Genomic DNA, 17,683 nt, shown 5'->3' on the forward strand with positions numbered 1-17,683 from the left:
GGTTATCCGTTTAGTAATCTTGACCGCAAGTCTGTATCATCACACACTGATGTTTCTAAAAAGGCAATTAAACACGTGCAAAACAAAGACGGATCAATTACATCAACAATTGAAACTGTGATTAATAGTGAGCCTAATATGAGTCCTGAGTTCTTACTTAAAGCACATAACTACGATCCAGCTAAATGGAAAGTAAAACAGTCAGTTAGCAATCAATGGTCAGTTATCAGTACCAAGAAAGGCAAACAATTTAATTTTCAAAGCAAAATAGTTGTTGAGCCGATTGGCAATGAAATAGATACTGATGAATTGATTAATCTAATAGTGTCACATAAGGAGCCTTACAAGCGTGAGACTCCTATTTTGTTGCCATCAGATAGTTATTTAGTTGTTCCAGCGTTTGATACTCATTTCAATGGTGAAACGCTCAAAACTTATACTAAGTCGCTTAATAAAGAACTTAATCTGATTAATTCAGAACGTTGGCAAGATACATGTTTAATCTTAGGCGGAGATGTTGCTCATGTTGATAGTTTTAATTCAACTACTACCAAAGGCACACAGTTAGAGACGACTGATGTAGCTAGGACAGTAGATGAAATGGAAATTTACTTTGAAACACTGATATCTGCAATTCTTAAACATAGTAACCATTTGCAATTAATAAGTACATTTGGAAATCATGATAAGACGGTCGGGTATTTGTTTGCTAGGTTATTAGAACGAGCATACAGAAACCAACCGAATATGAGCTTTGATATAGAGCCATCGCAATTTAAGGCATACATGTTAGGTAGAAACTTCATTGGTGCGACACATGGAAACAAAGGGCAAAAGAATTATGTTGCTAACTTTGCTAGCCGTTTTGCTGAAATGTGGGGACGAGCTAAAAACAGAGAACTGTTTACAGGACATCTGCACACTGAAATGAGCAAAGACTTAGGTGGCTTTGTACAACGCCAGGTATCAACTAGAAAGCCAACTGATACTTGGACAGATGAATTAGGCGTGGTTGCAACTAAGAATTTTGAGTTAGTGCAGTACAGCAAAGAAGAGACTGAGGCGGTTTATTACGTTTAGGAGTGATTATATGAGATGAAAAAAGACAGTGAGTACGGACTAGTGAGTAGCAATGAAGAACTGCAATTGTTACGTGAACTAGATAGAGAATTGAAGTGTGAAGAATTTAAAGTAACAATAGGCGAGATTATTAAAGCAAAGGATAAATGATATATGCCAAGATACAGAAGATGTAGACAAGTTAATTGTCATAATATGGTTCAATATCCTAATCATTATTGCGAGAAGCATTTTGAACATGAGGCTGAGTATCTAGCAAGCAGACAGAAGTGGTCTAACAATAATAGGAGCAAAGCACAAACGCATAAGTACAATACAGTTACACGTAATCGCAACGAGAACAAGCGTGAACAGTATAACTTTTACAGGACAAGACAGTGGTCACATCTAAGACAGCAAGTCCTGGAGCGTGACCATTATTTATGTCAATACTGTAAAGCAATCAGCAAGCTTACACCTAATAGTAAAACAGTGGACCATATTGTACCCGTGGAAGCACAGCTGGATAGCAAAGCAGACATTAATAACCTTGCTGTGATATGTAGAGAGTGCCATCATAAGAAGACTGATTGGGAACAAAAGTATTACGGGACTGGTGATGGGAATACGTTGAAAGATGTGGAACCCATTACAGACATTAACAGGATTTTACTGATGATGAATGGAGGAGAATGTAGATGAATGGTGAAAAAGATTACGGCAAGATAAACGATGAGCTACTTGGTGTGCTTGTTGGTACTGATGGTGAACTTAGTAAACGATTTTTAAATGGAAAGCATTCTAAAGATTATTATGTTACAAGACAAGTTGCTAGTGAACTAGCAATGCAAGCACCGGAAGTATTAGACAGTGTCCAGACACCATACTTGATTGTAGCAGACAGCCCTAATGCATTGATTGGAAAACTAGTAAAGCATCTGATTAAGACCATTAAGCCAGAACAAACTAGCGATGGTAAGTGGAGATTAACAGTGCCAATGTGTGAATCCCATGAGAGCTAAGACAGACTGGGAACAATCATACTATGGCACAGGTCAAGGCAGAGAGCTTAAAAGTATCAAACCAATTAGAGATATAAAGATTATAAATATGCTCATGAAAAAAGAACATGACTAATTGTCATATTCTTTAATAACTTGCTTGATAGCTTTTTCAACTAACTTAGCCTGTGGAATCATAGTGTCCTCTGAAACCTTTTTTAATTTAATTAGAAGCTCTTCGTCAAGAGTAAATGTCATTCTTTTTTTCATAATAAACACCTCAAGCTTATTATACAATATGAGTATTGCATTATCAATATTAAAGTTATATAATGATATTATACAATATAAGTTAAGTAGGGTGTTGCATTATGTATATTAAAAAATGTACAATCTGTGGCAAAGAATTTAAAACGGATCACAGGAAAACAAAGACTTGTTCCAAAAGCTGTGCAAGTACGCTTAGATATAAAAGAAACGCTATGCAGCGTGAACAAGCATTCGCCAATAAAATATCGCTATTGCATCCTGGCGTTGAATATATCAGTGGGTTCAAGGCCAACGACAATCATTTTAATTATCGAGTATTACTTATGTGCAAACAAACAGGCATTAAGTTTTATGCTTATGTCAGTGCGATTAGAAAAAAGAAATGGCATTGCTCGGTGTGCAGTCACTCAGCATCTATGTGCGTAATAAACAGTGATAGGGAAAAATACGATAGTCTAATGAACAAACATTTTACTACTGATATTTACATACCTTGCAGATGGTGTGGCAATGTTTTCCTTGCTCATTCAATGTGTAGATGCTATTGCTCGACTAAATGTAGGAAGGCAAAAGAAAACCATGACAAGAGTGCACGCAAAAGCAAACGCTATGAGCGAGCTAAAGCAAATGGGAAGTATGAAGCAATATCATTGCAACGGCTTTACATTAGAGACAAGGGGAAGTGCTATCTGTGTGGTAAGCATCTTGCACTGACAGAAGATTATAATAGAACAGATGCACCAACTATTGAGCATATAATCCCAATATGCAAAGGTGGAACAAATACTTGGGAAAATGTTAAGCTCGCTTGTCGAAACTGCAATGTTGAAAAAGGAATTAAAATATTGGGAGCATGAGCCCTTGAAATTTTTATCACCCCCGCCTATTTTCAAAGCAAGGAGAGCCACACATTGCCGTCATTTTATGGCGCAGACTAATTTTTTTCAAAAAACATAAGGGGGTGAACCCTAAAATAAAGGGAAGTGTTAAAAATCGTAAAAAGAACGTTTAAAGACCAAAATGATGGGCTTTTAAGTAAAACTCCGCCTGAGCAGTTAGGGAAAATAGGTGCTGCAATGTGGCGAAAGATTATCCCCGTTTTAAATGAACAACGAGGAATCAAGAAAATTGATAGCAACCTTGCGGAGCTATATTGCTCATCGTATGAAACATATAGAAAAGCCTACCAACACTTGCAGGACAAAGGATTAGTACAAGAAATATATAAAACATCTTTGAGCCCTGTTGATGGTTCAATAGTTGCTAAAGATTTTCAAGGATACAAGAAAAACCCGTCATATCAGATATATTCCGATGCACTATCAAACCTTACGAGAGTAGGAGCACAACTTGGGCTAAGTCCTAAAGCACGGAGCGAGTTCTTAGACTTAAAAGTTGTTGATAAAAATAAGAAGTCCGCTGCTGAGAGCTTAAAAGAATTTCTTGGCAAGTAGGCTTTTTTAATACATATAAAATATAAATAAAAGGTGGTGATGCTGTGAAAATTGATCTTACACAATCGCATGATGTTATAGGTGTGTACAAAAGCATTGACTACTCTGATATACATGAAAAATATCATGATGCAGGAACAGAATATTGTTTCAATGTGCTGGATAAAAAAATAGTTAGTGGATATTTAATGAAGTTGGCATGTTTTAGACATCTGCAAGATTTGAAAAGGCAAGGTAATGATGACTTTCCTTATCATTATTCAGTTAGAGAGGCAGAAAAATTGCTAAAGTTTTCCAGCATTGCCCCTAACGTTGACACTGGCGAGCCAACTAAATTAATGGACTGGCAAGAATTTACATTCTGTCAGATGTTTGGCTGGCGTAATAAAGAAGGTGGCAAACGATTCAGCAGAGTTATTGATTCAGTTGCACGCGGTCAAGGAAAAACTTACAAAATGGCTATCATAATGTGTTACTCATACTTTATTGAAAGCATAGGATTGTCTAATCAAGATTATTTAGTAGCTTCTATTAATTTCAAGCAAACAAATAAGCTATTTGGATATATAAAATCTATGATGAGAAAGATTATTGAGATTGAGCCATTCAAATCTTTGGCTAATGAAGTTGGTCTGTCAATTCAAAGCGATCAGATAGTTATGAAAAATAATAACAATGTTCTCAGAGCTATAAGCCATGAGTCGGGGCAATATGATAGTTTCCATTTCACCACAGCTATTTTTGATGAAATTGGTGAAATAAAAACAAGAGACAAAATTTCTAAGATTATATCAGGACAAGTTAAAGTTCCTAATAGGCAATTTATCCAAATATCGACATCTTATCCTGATCCTAGTGTTCCGTTTCATGAAGACCAGAAAATGATACAGCAGGCTATGGAACAAGACTTTAATCGTGATGCAGATAGTTATTTGGGATTGATATGGGCGCAAGACAGTTTAGGAGAAACATTTCAGCCTGAAACTTGGGCTAAAAGCAATCCCCTCTTATATCTTGATAGTCAAAAAGAAGTCCTAATGCAAGGGCTGCAAGATAAACGTGATAGTGATATGCTGTCAGGAAATGTTGCCGATTTTCAAAACAAAAACTTGAATTTATGGTTACAAGAAGCAACCAACAGTTTTTTAAAACTAGGCGATATTGAAAAATCAATCATTTCAGAATTTAATCGAAAAGGCAGACAAGTGTATATGGGGTTTGACTATTCTATGTTTTCTGATAACACTGCAATTGCATTTGTATATCCACATGATAATAAGTGGCATATTGAGCAGCATTCGTTTATACCATGGCAGAAAGCTGGCTCGATTGAGGCCAAGGAAAAGCAAGATGGTATAAATTATCGTGAGCTTGCTAAGCAAGGCTTCTGTACAATTACCAGCCACCCACAAGGGATGATTAATGATGATCAAGTTTATAACTGGATATTGAATTATGTAGAAGACAATCAATTAGAGGCTGTTTTTTTTGGTTACGATACTTTTGGAGCAACTAACGTTACCAAGCAAATGGATATTAATACTAGTTTCCCACTTACACCAATTCGTCAACGAACTGGTGAGTTAAAAGATCCTACTAAATTTCTGCAAAAGATATTTGTTGAAGGGTCAGCAACAAGGCTTGATGACAAGATTATGGAGAAAGCATTAATTAATGCACAAATTGTAGAAGACAAAATTGGTATCCAAGTTGATAAAGCAAGCGCAACGTACAAAATTGATGTTGTTGATGCAATCATTGATGCACTTTATCAGGCAATGTACCATTTTGAGGACTTTGGGATAGCGAACGATAAGTCGAAACAGGTTGATAGAATGACACAACAGGAAGTTTTAGATTGGTTCAATGATCCTGAATCTGGTCTTTTAGGAGGTGATTAAGTGTTATTTAAACCATTATTAAAACTGATTAGCACCTATTTTGATGTGATTTGCTTCGTGTTAGCGCTACTTATGGGCGTTATTGGAGCGTTTATGTTTAGCATCAAAATAGGAATTATTGCAATTGCAATTTCGCTTTTAATTTTGGGCTTTATTTCTGAACTGATTTCTTCAGTGAAGGGAGGTGGTAATTAATGCCAATATTTAAGCCCAAGATTTTAAATAGTTTGGAATTGGGAGCACAAAGTATTCCTTTTGACGATCCTGACATAATCAATTTTTTGAGTCCAGGAGATCATTCAAAATACGTTAGTGCTAGTAGAGCACTTCATAATTCAGATATATTTTCAATTGTCATGCAGCTCTCAGGAGACTTAGCAACAGTTAAGTTAAAAGCTAATATGCCGAGAGCACAGGGAATTCTTGATAAACCAAGTGTTACTTCAAATACACATGCTTTTTGGCAGTCTATGTTTGCACAACTGCTTTTAGCTGGAGAATGTTTTGCTTATCGTTGGAGAAATGTAAACGGAGTTGATTTGAGATGGGAGTATTTAAGGCCATCACAAGTCAGCCCTTTTTTATTAGAAGACGGATCAGGTCTCATATATGACGTTTCATTTGATGAACCACAAATTGGGGTAATTCAAGCAATACCACAAGCAGATATGATTCATATGCGCTTAATGAGTAAGAATGGTGGAATGACGGGAATGAGTCCGTTAAGTGCTTTAGCAAATGAATTAGAGATCAAAAAATCTTCGGACAATTTAACGCTCTCTGCTTTAGCACAGTCTGTTATTTCTCCTGGCGTTTTGAAAATAAAAAATGGTGGGCTATTAAATTTAAAAGCTAAAATAGCACGTTCACAGAATTTTATGCGACAAATAAAAAGCTCTGATAGTGGGCCAATAGTTCTAGATGATTTGGAAGACTATACACCATTACAGATTCAGTCGAATGTTGCTAATTTGCTCAACCAAGTTAATTGGACATCAACACAAATTGCAAAAGTGTATGGAGTTCCGGATAGTTTCTTAAATGGCAGTGGCGATCAACAATCAAGTTCAGAAATGGCAAGAGATGATTATACTATTGCACTTAATCGCTATCTGCGTTCAATTCTTAGTGAGTTGAATGACAAACTTTCTGCCGACATTGCAGCGGATGTTAGAGCTGCAACAGATCCATTAGGAGATGGATTTGCTACTACGCTTGCTAACATCTCAAAGAGTGGTGGTTTAGCAAACAATCAATTTTCTTGGTTGTTACAAAATGCAGGATATCTTCCTGAAGACATGCCAGCAGCTAAACAACAGCCTATTCAACAAGTAGTTGTTGGGACACCATCGGAAGGAGGTGATAATGATGACAGCAGTACCGATTAAAGGTGTTATATCAAGTGATGACGATGCAGAGGTATATCAATTTTTTGGGTATTCAACAGTTACCCCAACTGATATTGCCGATGCAATCAGCAATGCAAATGGACAACCAATTACTGTTGAAATTAATTCTCCTGGCGGAGATGTATTTGCGGGCTCGGAAATTTTTACAAGTTTGAAAAACTATTCTGGGAATGTAGAAGTTAACATTGTTGGTTTAGCTGCAAGCGCAGCGTCAATTATTGCGATGGCTGGTAACACAGTTAAAATATCTCCTACAGGTCAACTTATGATTCATCGAGCTTCAACAGTTTCCCAAGGTAATTCAGATAACTTATCAAGTGATCTTCAAGGACTAAATTCAACTGACCAAGCTATTGTTAATGTTTACCAAGAAAAAACTGGTATGGATCCACAAGATATCTACAGAATGATGTCAGATGAAACTTGGATAAATGCACAAGATGCAGTTAAACAAGGATTCGCTGATGAAATTATGTTTGCCAAGCAGCCTGCTACAGTTGCAAACATCGCTAATGGCCAAGCACTTTTTAATAAAGAGATTGTTTCTAAAGTTAAAGGACTATTGCATAAGAACGACAATAGTGTGGCAGCTTCAGAAACACAAAGTGAAGAAAAAAATAATAGAACAGACGATAGTCAACCTACTTTAAACAGCAAGTTGGCTATTTTGTTTGGAAAAAAGGAGGGCATGTTAAATGCCAAAAATTAACGAATTAAAAAAAGCACTAGACGACGCAGGAAACAATGTTCAAAACATTGAGGACAAGCGTCAAGACATGGCTATTAAGTTAGCCTCAGACCCAACGTCATTTTCTGATGAAGATTTAGAAAAGGTAAATGATGAATACAGCAAAGCAGTTAAAATCCGCAACTTTGCAGATGAAGCGCTTAAAAATGCACGTGCTTTTGAAATAGCAAATATGGATAAAAATGATGTTGAGCCCTTGAACAAAGAAGAAAAGAATTTGAAAGATGAATTCGTCAAGAACTTTAAAGCAATGATCAAGGGTGACCCAAAGATTGTTAACTTGGTGACATCTTCTACTGATGAATCTGGCAATGCTATTGGGCTTACAATTCCACAAGATATTCAGACTGCAATCAATCAGTTAGTGCGTCAATATGACTCTTTGGAACAATATGTAAATAAGGAAGCAGTATCAACACAGACGGGATCTCGTGTTTATGAAAAATGGACTGATGTTACGCCACTTACTGATTTGGATGATGAAACAGCAACAATCGGTGATAATGATGATCCTAATTTAACCCTTATCAAGTATGCAATTCACCGCTATGCAGGAATTACAACAGCAACTAATTCCTTACTAAAAGATACAGCTGATAACATTCTGGCTTGGTTGTCTCAGTGGATTGCCAAAAAAGTTGTTGTTACTCGTAATGCCAAGATTATTGCTGCTATGAACACTGTTCCTAAGAAACCAACGCTTGCTAAGTTTGACGATATCATTGACTTGATTAACACATCAGTTGACCCAGCTATTAAATCAACTTCATTTTTGCTTACTAACGTTTCAGGTTGCAATGTTCTCTGCAAGGTTAAAGATGCCATGGGTCGCTACTTACTACAGCCAGATCCACAGCAACCTGACCAGATGCTTATTAAGGGCAAACGTGTAGTTATGATTTCTGACAAGTGGCTACCAAACACAGGTACAACCGCTGCACCCGTATATCCTCTATACTATGGAGATCTTTCTCAAGCTGTTACTTTGTTTGATCGTGAGAACGCTTCTTTGCTTTCAACTAACATTGGCGGCGGAGCATTTGAGAAGGACCAGACAAAAATTCGGGTTATTGACCGATTTGATGTTCAAACAACAGATAGCGATGCTTTCGTTGCTGGATCGTTTTCAGCGATTGCTGATCAGAAAGCTAACTTTGCTGCTAGCGCTACATCTAACGCATAAAAGCCTACGCTGACAAGCACATTCTAAGCACAAGTTCAGTATGAAGATGAATAATCGCCCATGAAATAAACAATGAGAGCATATAGTTCTGGCGGTTTTTAAGGAAGTGAAACTATGGCAGTTGATGCTGAAATGTTCAAAAATGCTTTTCATGTCGATGGCACTGATGATGATGCTTTGATAGATGGATATATAAGTTCTGCTGAAAATTTTATAAAAAACTCAGTTGGCGATGATGATGAAAAAAATACTTTTTATTCTGACAGCAAAGTTTCGAGTTTATTAGATACAGCTGTCTTATCTCTTGCGGGAACATATTACCAATATCGAATGGCATTGTCCGATGTGCAAGCAGTAAGCATTGATCTAACTGTCAATAGTATAATTGGTCAACTTCGTGGATTGTATGACTTGATGGTGGGTGATACAGATGCCACGTAAATTATTGCCAAGCATGTTCAACAAGAGAATTGAGTTTGGCACTGTCAAGTCGGTTGAAGATGACAATACAGGAGATTATAAAGAAACATTTGTATCTCAATTTAGTCTGTGGGCATATCCTAGCAAGCGCACGTTGAACCAACAGTATCAGCTTTTAGGAACTAATTTAACGGATACTATTGTTTTGATAATTAGGCATAACAGTAATGTTAATGAAAGCTTGAAACTGAAATACAATGGACAGCAATATGATATTTTGGATATTAGTTCAGATGACAGTTTGAATTATATGTCCTATGACTATTTGACAGTTAAATTAACAAGCAAAGTGGGGTGAGCATATGACTGAACTAGACAATCAGTTAGATAGTTGGCTTAGAACAATAGCAAAAAAGATTCCTAGCACAGAAGACACTGCAAAAATTACAGAAGCTGGTGCCAATGTTCTTGCAAAACATTTAAAAGCAGAAGCTGATAAACATCGAACAGATCGAAACGATGTTAAATACGGTCACTTAGCAGACAATGTTGTAGCACAGAATACTGATATTGACGGTGAAAAGAACGGTAACAGCGTGGTAGGTTTCAGTAAGAAAGCTTTTGTTGCTAGATTTTTAAATGATGGTACAAAAAATATGGCAGCTACTCACTTTGCAGATAACGCTAGAAAAGAAGCACAAGATGATGTGCTTAAAGCGCAAATGGAAGAGTATGACAAATTGACTGGTGGTGGTGATTAATGCAATTGCCTGCTGTTCAAGCAAAAAATACATTTCAAGATGGAAATTTTAATTTTATAGACAACATTTATCAAGGCTCGATACCTGAGGAAGTTCAAAATAACACAGATACAACAGATGTGTTAATTCAGGAATATATCAACGAGCCTTTTTATTATGCAAATAAAACGTTCAAAGGTTGGAGAGTAGGCGTAGAAGTACAAATATTCTATTCTCTCAAAACTGGTTTTAACTTACAGGATGCAGAAGTAAATATTGCTAAACAATTTATAAATGATGGTTGGAGAATAGACCAATCTAAAAATCGAGTAAAAGACCCAGGCACAAAACAGTGGACCAAGGTCTTTTACTTTGTCAAGGACATTAAAGGAGGGCTTTAAATGCCAGTTGGAGTAAGTTTTAAGAATATCGCTTGGGTAGAATTTGCTACTTTAGACGATACAGGAAATATTATTGCAGATGCTGTAAAGGGGCTATCAGCTAGTGGAGTTTATCACGCAGATGGTGATGGTGAGGGTGCTACGACAGCTAATATCACTGGTTTAGAAGAAAAAGGAACACCTCAATACGCTAATGGAAAAACTAAGAGAATGTCACATGGAACACAAACACCTTCTTTGGCATTAACTATGTTAGACATGGATGGTTCTGTTATGGCCAAAATGAAAGGATATGTATCCGATGGCAAAGGTGGGTACGTTTTATCTAGTGCGAAGAAACCACATGTGGCGGTTATTGTGGCTTCTTATGATATGGATGGTAATTTATTCTACGATTGTTTCGCAAATGGTGAAATGATTGAAGTTGCTCATAATCATGGTACGAATACAAACTCCGAGGTTGATTATAATGGTACGTTCGAATATGATGCCCTCGACCCACTTGGGGAAACGGTGTTTGTAGATGATAAAGGTGTACAACGCCCATATAAGTATTTTTATAGTGCGGTTGATGGTTTTGATGAAGCTGCTATGCGAAAAGAAGTATTTGGTGGCTATGTTGCCCCAACTAGTTCTACACCAGCTGGGTAATAAAATAATTTTTAACTAATGAAACAGAGACGATAAAAGTGAGACGAAAACAGAAAGGAAATTCAAATGACAGTAAAAATTAAGGGCAATGGGTTAGGGTTTAAGAAAATCTTTGAGGTAAAAGGTAGTGTTAATAACCAAGACCGAGCAGACGAAATGCTGATTAAATTGCTTGAATTAAGCGTTGACAATGATAAAGATGTTGAACAACTATCAGAAAAGGAACAATTAAAGTTTTCAATTGAGAATTTAAAGAAAGAGCGTCTATTTAAAAAGGATGCTTTTTTATTTTTGCAAAAAACGCTCAAGCTCACTGACAAACAAGTAGAAGAAGCAGGCGAAAACGTTGATTTCTCAGAGTTAGGTGAATTTTTGAGTTATGTAATTGGCCGAATTAAAGGCAGAACAGAAGAACAGATAGAGTTGGATAAACAGGAGACTGAGAAAGACCCAAAAAAAGAATAGCTCGCAATAGAAAGACTATCTATGACCTAAAAAATGAGAGAGAAGATTACAAATATTTAAAACAGCAGTTGCTATTTAAAGGTGTTTCAATTGATACAACTGGCAACATGGAATTTGAGGAACTCAATGACATTCTTAATGCCAAGCCTCGTGAAGACAGGGCTGTTAGTGCAGTAGAAGCACATAAACGAATGAGAGGAGGTTAAAAATTGTCGACAGTACAGAATGAAATGGCTACGCGAGTAGCATTAGACACAATTTCAGCTGTAAACTCTCTAAAAGGTTTGAAAGATGCAGTTGGTTCCGCAACATCAGCATGGAAAGCTAATGCGACTGCGATGAGTTCTAGTGGTGATACATTAGGAGCATTGCAATCCAAAGTTAAAGGTATTGGCGATGTAATTGATTTGCAGAAGCAGAAAATTGCTGAATTGAAAACTCGCCAAGAAGGGTTGGACACAACAACTCAAAAAGGTGCTGAAACTTATTTAAAGTTGCAGAAACAAATTGATTCTACCAACAACCAGATTTCTTCTTTGACATCTCAACAAGATAAAGCTAAGTCTAGCATGGGCTATTATTCAAGTGGATTGGCTGATTTACAAAAGGGATTCAAGAACGCTGAGACTGCAAATAAAGCATACACCGAAAGGCTTGAAGCAGAAGGCAAACAAGAGGAAGCTAACAAAGCTCGTGTATCAGGGCTTAAACAGTCTCTTTCCAATTTAAGTGAACAGTATAACAAACAAGAAAGTGAATTGAAACGAATTGCTAGCGAATCTGGTGCAACCTCTGAAGCTTATCTAAAGCAAAAGACAAGATTAGATGAAACTGGAACAGCAGTTGCTAAAACTAAAACTCAAATAAATGAGTTGAATGAATCAATGAACAAAAAGCCCACTGGGTTTATGAGTGGTATTAAAGAAAAGCTTACTGGTGTAGGTGATGAAGCAAAGCATACTTCTAAGTCTATGAGTTTGATAAAAGATGTATTCCTTGGAAATGCTTTGTATAGTGCAGTAAGTTCTTTCACTTCCAACATTGGAGAAATGGCAAAGTCAGGTTTTGAAGCTGCTGAAAGTGCTAATGAAGTTGCTGAAAAATGGAAAAATATTGGTATCAGTGATACTAGTGTTAAACAATTGGCAAACACGACTAAGGATTTAAAAGAGAATACTAATCTTTCTGCAACAGCTGTAGGAAATATGCTTACTAAATTCTATGGAATTACCGGAAGCACAACTAAAACTGAACAGCTTGCTAAAGGCGTGGGTAGCTTAGCAGATAAATTAAAATTATCTCAGTCACAGTCAGATGCTTTTGCAACCGGGTTGAGTAAGATTGAAGCAAGTGGAACTGTAACATCTTCGAGCTTAGCAAGACTTGAAAAACAAGCTCCTGGCCTATCAACCGCATTAGCACAAGCAAGTGGAAAATCGCAGGAGCAGTTCAACGCTCTAGTTTCAAGTGGAAAAATGACTTCCTCACAATTTAATGATTTATTGAATAATGCAAGCAAAAATTATAAATCAAATAGTGAAGAATTTGATAAAAGTTCTCAAGGTGCTATGCATCATTTACAGCAAGGATGGTCTGATACTAAGCAAGCTTTGATGAAGCCTCTGGTAAGTATTGCGGGGACTGGTTTAGATTCTTTGAATAAAGCACTAGATAATCCAGCCACACAAAATGCAGTTACCCAATTAGGAAAGGGAATTGCCAATTTATCTACTAAAGCCGCGGGAATAGTTACATTCATTTCTAAACATCAAAAAGATATTTCTTCAATTACTGGTAGCGTGCTATCAATTGCTAAGGCATTCGCACTAGGCATTTGGAATACTTTTAAAGATACTCTAAGTGACATTTCAAAAGTGTTTAACGATCTTACTGGAAACAGTAAAAAAGCTAAAGACCCATTGAATTCTGTTTCGGGTATGTTAAAGACAATTGCTAGCCATAAAGGTGCAATACAGGCCCTAGGAACAGTATTTATTGCTACTTTTGCTAGTACAAAAATATTTAATGGGATTAAAAGTCTAGAAACTGGTTTAGCTGGTTTAACTAAATCGTTGGGATTTACAAGCACTGCCGAAAAGATACTGAATGCATCAATGAAAGCAAACATATTTATTCTAATTGTTAGCGCTATTGCTGCTGTAACGGTTGCTTTAGTCGAACTATATAAGCATAATGCTAAGTTCAGAGCTTTTGTTAATGGACTAATCAAGTCAGCACAAGATGCGTGGAAAAACGTTGTTAAGTTCTTTAAAGCTTTGTGGAAAGACACAGTTGGCGTTGTTACAAACTTGTATAAGGATGTTACAGGCTGGTTTGGAAACATGAAGAAAGGTATTGCCACTCATGTATCAAATACGTGGAAGAACACTAAGAATGCCTTCAGTGATGGCTGGAATACAACCAAGAAATTAACTTCAGATGGAGTTGGTAAGGTTGGCGACTGGTTTAACAACATGAAAAAAACCACTGGTAATTTAATGGCCTCTATGTGGAAGTCTCACAAGTCATTATTCAAAGACGGTTACAAGGTAGTTGGTGATTATACCTCAACATGGCATGATGTTATGACTGGAAAATGGGGTAAAGTTGGTGGCGACCTTAAGAATACTCTTAATGACTTAGTTAAGTTCTGGAAGAATGTATTCAAGGGTGCTTACGATTGGATTAACAAGCTAACAGGTGGTCGCTTAGGCGATGTTCTTAATACTTTCAAATCAATTTTTGACAAGATTAAGGGTGTTGTTAGTGGAGCTATTAAAGATGTTCATGATAGCTTTGTTGGCATAACGCGTGGAATTATTAAGCCTTTTAATGACTTACTAGGCGGCTTAGAAAAGGGTATCAATTGGGTATTAGATAAAGTTGGTGCAAGTAAAATTAAGGGTACGTGGAGTATTCCATTACCTAGTTACGCAAAAGGAACGGCAAACACACAAGGTACACACCCTGGTGGTTTAGCAATGGTTAATGATGCAAAAGGTTCAAAGTATCGTGAAATGTTTAAACTTCCTACAGGCGAAGTTGGTATGTTTCCTGCACAAAGGAATATGATTGTACCTTTGCCAAAAGGTACAAGCGTGTTGAATGGCAATAGTTCGTTTGAACTAGCTCAGTCATTAGGCTTGCCTAAATATGCTAGTGGCATTGGCTCATTCTTTAGTGGGTTATTCAATAAAGGCAAAGATCTGCTTGAAGATGCTGATAAAATCATAGCCCATCCAATGGAATTTCTTGAAAGCATGTTTACCAAGTTTACTGGGAGTGTGAGTTCTAATATTGGTTTAGCTAGTGATATTATTACTAACTTGCCTAAAACAATAGCATCTAATGCAGTTGACTGGGTTAAAAAACTCTTTAGTGATGATGTTGGAAATATTAAAGGGACAGCAACACCAACACAAGCTAAAGATGTTATTTCTAAGGCTATGGGCCTTGCAGGAGTTTCAGGCGATAACTGGCTTAACGGATTGGAAACTATTGCTAAGTATGAATCAGGATTCAGAAATGTTACTAATAATTGGGATTCAAACGCTAAAGCAGGTCATCCATCTAGCGGTTGGTTTCAAATGATTGAATCAACGTTTGATGCCTATGCTAAAAAAGGATATACCAAATGGACAAATCCATTAGATCAAGCAATATCTGCAATTGGATATATAAAGTCTAGATATGGTGGTATTGCTAATGTTCCTGGGATAAAATCACTAGCAAAAGGTGGCAAATATGTAGGCTATGCAAATGGTGGTTCTGTAAGCACAGAAGGACTTTACACTTTGGCAGAAGGAAATAAAACTGAGTATGTAATACCTACAGACTACTCGAAACATAATCGTGCAGTACAGTTGCTTGATGATGCAAAACGCGCAGTAACTGGCACAGGATTAAATGATAGTGCAACTGAAAAACTAGATGCCTTAATTAATCTGTTTTCAAATGCAGGGGATGTCAAAATTAATGTTAATATAGATGGTTCAACGATTGCACAGGTTGTTTACCCTAAACTTAAATTGCTTCAAGCTCAGGAATTAACAGTTGTGGGTACAGGTACTTCCATAAAGGTAGGTGGATAAGTTGAAAGAGGGAACAATTATAATACAATATCAGGGCGGAACAAGTGTTAATTTGTCTGATGAAGGTTTTCTGGTAAAATCTTTTACCCCTCCATCTCCTAACTTTCAGTATACCTGGCAACAATTGGGAAAGTACAAAGCACTACTGGCTAATTCAGAAATACAGCAATCAACATTCAGTTTTGAAGTTTATGTTGATGGCGAAGATTTCTATGATTTTGAACTAATCAGGCTTGAACTAAAGAAAATATTAACGTCAGATAAGCCTTTTTATGTCATTTGGACGATGATGCCTTATTTAAGGTATTTATGTGTGCCAGATATGAGTAATCTTGTAATGGCACAAGATGATGCAGTGCCTAGAATGGCATCTCCACTGAGTGTTAGCTTGATTTCTATTGACGGCTTTGCCGAATCGACAGCAACTACTCAGACACCATTCACGTATGATAGCGAGTCTTGGGGATTAGGTGAGAATTTACCTAATGGCGTTGACATTCCGTATACATTTACTACTCCAAGCTTTAAAGTGTACAACGCGTCAAATATTCCACTTCGAGCAGAGGAGCATCCAGTTACGATAGCATTTTCAGGCACAGTAACAAGTGCACTACACATCAGAAACTTAACAACAGGGCAGGAGTTCATCTTAAATCGTTCTCTCAGTTCGTCTGATAGTTTGATTATTGTTGGACTTGTGCCGATTGTGAATGGTAGTCAAGATTATGGCGACAGTAATCACGCCTATCTTGATTTAGCGAAAGGGTGGAATGAGTTTCAAATAACAGGAGCTACAAATTTTACAATTAGTTTTGACACACATTTTTATTACTAGGAGGTGATTAATTGCTTTGGCTACAAGACACAAATGGAGATCAAACGGCAATTAGTGGAGCTTTTGAAATTGCGATAACTGAAACGCAAGGTAGTTTTGATCAATTAAGTTTCAAATTTGTTGTTGACCCAACCGATGTAGAAGATCCAAATTATGTAGCTGCCACAATGATATTACCTCGAACAATTGTTGTAGAACCAATTACTGGGAAGAAGTTTCGTATACTTCAACCACAGCCCGAAAGCTTAGGCGACAAGTTGCTCTATACGATTACTTGCACATCAATTGCTTATGATTTACACGACATGTACATTGAAACTAAGTTAGAGAATACACAATCACTAACAGCTTGTTTGGATTTAATCACGAATGGTACTAGTTTTAAGTATCATATAACTGGAAGTTTTGCTAATTATAGTTTCAGCGAAGATTTTGGTGGTGATTTTTCCGATTCACTACTAAGCAATTTAGCTGGTGATTTCAGTTTTGAATATTATTTCGATAACTATGATATTTACATTCAGTCCACGATAGGAAAGTCGGGGACTTTTTTATTTGTTGAAAATGCCAACGCTGAAAAGTTTGTTCGACAAGAAGACTATTCTACTATTACGACTTACATTAAAGGCTATGGCAAACAAAATGACGATGGTTCTTATGCTACGACAGCTGATTACACCAGCCCGCTTGCTTCAAATTGGGGAAAGATTTGGGCTTCACCATATTCGAGTGAGACAGATACAGACCAATCAACTTTGCTGGCTAAGTTGAAGTCAGAGATACATGATTATCCAGATGTGCAATATACGATGAGCTATACAGATTTCATCAATAATGTACAAGGATTTAAGAACGATACGACACCTGGTAACTATGGCTGGCTGCGTAATCGATTTGGAATTGATGTATCAGTTAGAGTTCAATCTCGAACTTGGTATCCGCAGGAACAAGATAGTGGTCAAACTGGATCAATTACGTTTGGCAATAAAATATTTGACCCTAATTATTTTTTTAATCAGTTAAAAAACGGTTATCAAGAAAATTATAAACTTGGG

General features: G+C 36.8%; 21 protein-coding genes. 20 read left to right on the forward strand and 1 reads right to left on the reverse strand.

The window, feature by feature from the left end:
* The 4 genes from GSM_RS15355 to GSM_RS02500 all read left to right on the forward strand — a co-directional run.
* On the forward strand, positions 1–1,080 hold a 1,080-nt coding region (locus GSM_RS15355), incomplete at its 5' end, for a hypothetical protein (RefSeq protein WP_010077747.1).
* A gap of 15 nt (positions 1,081–1,095) precedes the next feature.
* Entirely contained in the window at positions 1,096–1,230 is a 135-nt protein-coding gene (locus GSM_RS15495; RefSeq protein WP_268869514.1) for a hypothetical protein, read from the forward strand.
* A 3-nt stretch (positions 1,231–1,233) separates the two neighbouring features.
* Positions 1,234–1,761, forward strand: a complete 528-nt coding sequence (locus GSM_RS02495) for an HNH endonuclease (protein ID WP_003688641.1) — start codon at positions 1,234–1,236, stop codon at positions 1,759–1,761.
* Positions 1,758–2,081: a hypothetical protein gene (locus GSM_RS02500; protein ID WP_003688643.1), complete on the forward strand. Its 324-nt coding sequence runs from the start codon at positions 1,758–1,760 to the stop codon at positions 2,079–2,081. The genes GSM_RS02495 and GSM_RS02500 overlap by 4 nt, the downstream gene beginning before the upstream one ends.
* Positions 2,082–2,192: 111 nt before the next feature.
* On the opposite strand, the gene GSM_RS14655 is transcribed toward GSM_RS02500, so the two are convergent.
* Positions 2,193–2,330, reverse strand: coding sequence for a ribbon-helix-helix domain-containing protein (locus GSM_RS14655; RefSeq protein ID WP_003688647.1), 138 nt, complete (start codon positions 2,328–2,330; stop codon positions 2,193–2,195).
* A gap of 101 nt (positions 2,331–2,431) precedes the next feature.
* On the opposite strand from GSM_RS14655, the gene GSM_RS02515 reads away from it, so the two are divergent.
* The 16 genes from GSM_RS02515 to GSM_RS13870 all read left to right on the forward strand — a co-directional run.
* A complete protein-coding gene (locus GSM_RS02515) occupies positions 2,432–3,187 on the forward strand; it encodes an HNH endonuclease (RefSeq protein ID WP_003688649.1) in 756 nt (251 codons plus the stop codon).
* Between the two features lie 126 nt (positions 3,188–3,313).
* Positions 3,314–3,784: a phage terminase small subunit P27 family gene (locus GSM_RS02520; protein ID WP_003688651.1), complete on the forward strand. Its 471-nt coding sequence runs from the start codon at positions 3,314–3,316 to the stop codon at positions 3,782–3,784.
* A 44-nt stretch (positions 3,785–3,828) separates the two neighbouring features.
* Entirely contained in the window at positions 3,829–5,685 is a 1,857-nt protein-coding gene (locus GSM_RS02525) for a terminase large subunit (RefSeq protein WP_003688653.1), read from the forward strand.
* A complete protein-coding gene (locus GSM_RS02530) occupies positions 5,686–5,880 on the forward strand; it encodes a DUF1056 family protein (RefSeq protein ID WP_003688654.1) in 195 nt (64 codons plus the stop codon).
* Positions 5,880–7,073: a phage portal protein gene (locus GSM_RS02535; protein WP_003688656.1), complete on the forward strand. Its 1,194-nt coding sequence runs from the start codon at positions 5,880–5,882 to the stop codon at positions 7,071–7,073. The genes GSM_RS02530 and GSM_RS02535 overlap by 1 nt, the downstream gene beginning before the upstream one ends.
* Positions 7,054–7,803 (forward strand): head maturation protease, ClpP-related, encoded by a 750-nt coding sequence (locus GSM_RS02540; RefSeq protein WP_003688658.1) that lies wholly within the window; start codon positions 7,054–7,056, stop codon positions 7,801–7,803. The genes GSM_RS02535 and GSM_RS02540 overlap by 20 nt, the downstream gene beginning before the upstream one ends.
* Positions 7,790–9,025: a phage major capsid protein gene (locus tag GSM_RS02545; RefSeq protein WP_003688661.1), complete on the forward strand. Its 1,236-nt coding sequence runs from the start codon at positions 7,790–7,792 to the stop codon at positions 9,023–9,025. The genes GSM_RS02540 and GSM_RS02545 overlap by 14 nt, the downstream gene beginning before the upstream one ends.
* Positions 9,026–9,139: 114 nt before the next feature.
* Positions 9,140–9,466: a head-tail connector protein gene (locus GSM_RS02550; protein WP_003688663.1), complete on the forward strand. Its 327-nt coding sequence runs from the start codon at positions 9,140–9,142 to the stop codon at positions 9,464–9,466.
* Positions 9,456–9,803 carry a phage head closure protein gene (locus GSM_RS02555; RefSeq protein WP_003688665.1) on the forward strand — a complete coding sequence of 116 codons (348 nt, stop codon included), beginning with the start codon at positions 9,456–9,458 and terminating at the stop codon, positions 9,801–9,803. The genes GSM_RS02550 and GSM_RS02555 overlap by 11 nt, the downstream gene beginning before the upstream one ends.
* Before the next feature lie 4 nt (positions 9,804–9,807).
* Positions 9,808–10,206, forward strand: coding sequence for an HK97-gp10 family putative phage morphogenesis protein (locus GSM_RS02560; RefSeq protein WP_003688666.1), 399 nt, complete (start codon positions 9,808–9,810; stop codon positions 10,204–10,206).
* The gene (locus GSM_RS02565; protein WP_003688668.1) at positions 10,206–10,586 is read left to right on the forward strand and encodes a DUF806 family protein; all 381 of its coding nucleotides are present in this window, start codon (positions 10,206–10,208) and stop codon (positions 10,584–10,586) included. The genes GSM_RS02560 and GSM_RS02565 overlap by 1 nt, the downstream gene beginning before the upstream one ends.
* Entirely contained in the window at positions 10,587–11,237 is a 651-nt protein-coding gene (locus GSM_RS02570) for a phage tail protein (RefSeq protein WP_003688670.1), read from the forward strand.
* A 66-nt stretch (positions 11,238–11,303) separates the two neighbouring features.
* On the forward strand, positions 11,304–11,702 hold the full coding sequence (locus GSM_RS02575) for a phage tail tube assembly chaperone (RefSeq protein ID WP_003688672.1): 399 nt from the start codon (positions 11,304–11,306) through the stop codon (positions 11,700–11,702).
* 209 nt (positions 11,703–11,911) lie between these two features.
* Positions 11,912–15,793, forward strand: coding sequence for a tape measure protein (locus tag GSM_RS02585; protein ID WP_003688674.1), 3,882 nt, complete (start codon positions 11,912–11,914; stop codon positions 15,791–15,793).
* Positions 15,786–16,628, forward strand: a complete 843-nt coding sequence (locus GSM_RS02590; RefSeq protein WP_029327343.1) for a phage tail domain-containing protein — start codon at positions 15,786–15,788, stop codon at positions 16,626–16,628. The genes GSM_RS02585 and GSM_RS02590 overlap by 8 nt, the downstream gene beginning before the upstream one ends.
* Before the next feature lie 11 nt (positions 16,629–16,639).
* Positions 16,640–17,683: phage tail protein (locus GSM_RS13870; RefSeq protein ID WP_010077749.1), on the forward strand; the 1,044-nt coding region annotated here is incomplete at its 3' end.

The sequence above is a fragment of the Liquorilactobacillus mali KCTC 3596 = DSM 20444 genome, assembly GCF_000260415.1.
GTDB lineage: Bacteria > Bacillota > Bacilli > Lactobacillales > Lactobacillaceae > Liquorilactobacillus > Liquorilactobacillus mali.

What these genes read in the sequence shown, in the direction of transcription:
- GSM_RS02565 (WP_003688668.1), top strand. Translation starts at nt 10,206, where the DNA reads ATGCAATTGCCTGCTGTTCAAGCAAAAAATACATTTCAAGATGGAAAT.
- GSM_RS14655 (WP_003688647.1), bottom strand. Translation starts at nt 2,330, where the DNA reads ATGAAAAAAAGAATGACATTTACTCTTGACGAAGAGCTTCTAATTAAA.
- GSM_RS02575 (WP_003688672.1), top strand. Translation starts at nt 11,304, where the DNA reads ATGACAGTAAAAATTAAGGGCAATGGGTTAGGGTTTAAGAAAATCTTT.
- GSM_RS02500 (WP_003688643.1), top strand. Translation starts at nt 1,758, where the DNA reads ATGAATGGTGAAAAAGATTACGGCAAGATAAACGATGAGCTACTTGGT.
- GSM_RS02515 (WP_003688649.1), top strand. Translation starts at nt 2,432, where the DNA reads ATGTATATTAAAAAATGTACAATCTGTGGCAAAGAATTTAAAACGGAT.
- GSM_RS02540 (WP_003688658.1), top strand. Translation starts at nt 7,054, where the DNA reads ATGACAGCAGTACCGATTAAAGGTGTTATATCAAGTGATGACGATGCA.
- GSM_RS02495 (WP_003688641.1), top strand. Translation starts at nt 1,234, where the DNA reads ATGCCAAGATACAGAAGATGTAGACAAGTTAATTGTCATAATATGGTT.
- GSM_RS02560 (WP_003688666.1), top strand. Translation starts at nt 9,808, where the DNA reads ATGACTGAACTAGACAATCAGTTAGATAGTTGGCTTAGAACAATAGCA.
- GSM_RS15495 (WP_268869514.1), top strand. Translation starts at nt 1,096, where the DNA reads ATGAAAAAAGACAGTGAGTACGGACTAGTGAGTAGCAATGAAGAACTG.
- GSM_RS02555 (WP_003688665.1), top strand. Translation starts at nt 9,456, where the DNA reads ATGCCACGTAAATTATTGCCAAGCATGTTCAACAAGAGAATTGAGTTT.
- GSM_RS02545 (WP_003688661.1), top strand. Translation starts at nt 7,790, where the DNA reads ATGCCAAAAATTAACGAATTAAAAAAAGCACTAGACGACGCAGGAAAC.
- GSM_RS02570 (WP_003688670.1), top strand. Translation starts at nt 10,587, where the DNA reads ATGCCAGTTGGAGTAAGTTTTAAGAATATCGCTTGGGTAGAATTTGCT.
- GSM_RS02535 (WP_003688656.1), top strand. Translation starts at nt 5,880, where the DNA reads ATGCCAATATTTAAGCCCAAGATTTTAAATAGTTTGGAATTGGGAGCA.
- GSM_RS02550 (WP_003688663.1), top strand. Translation starts at nt 9,140, where the DNA reads ATGGCAGTTGATGCTGAAATGTTCAAAAATGCTTTTCATGTCGATGGC.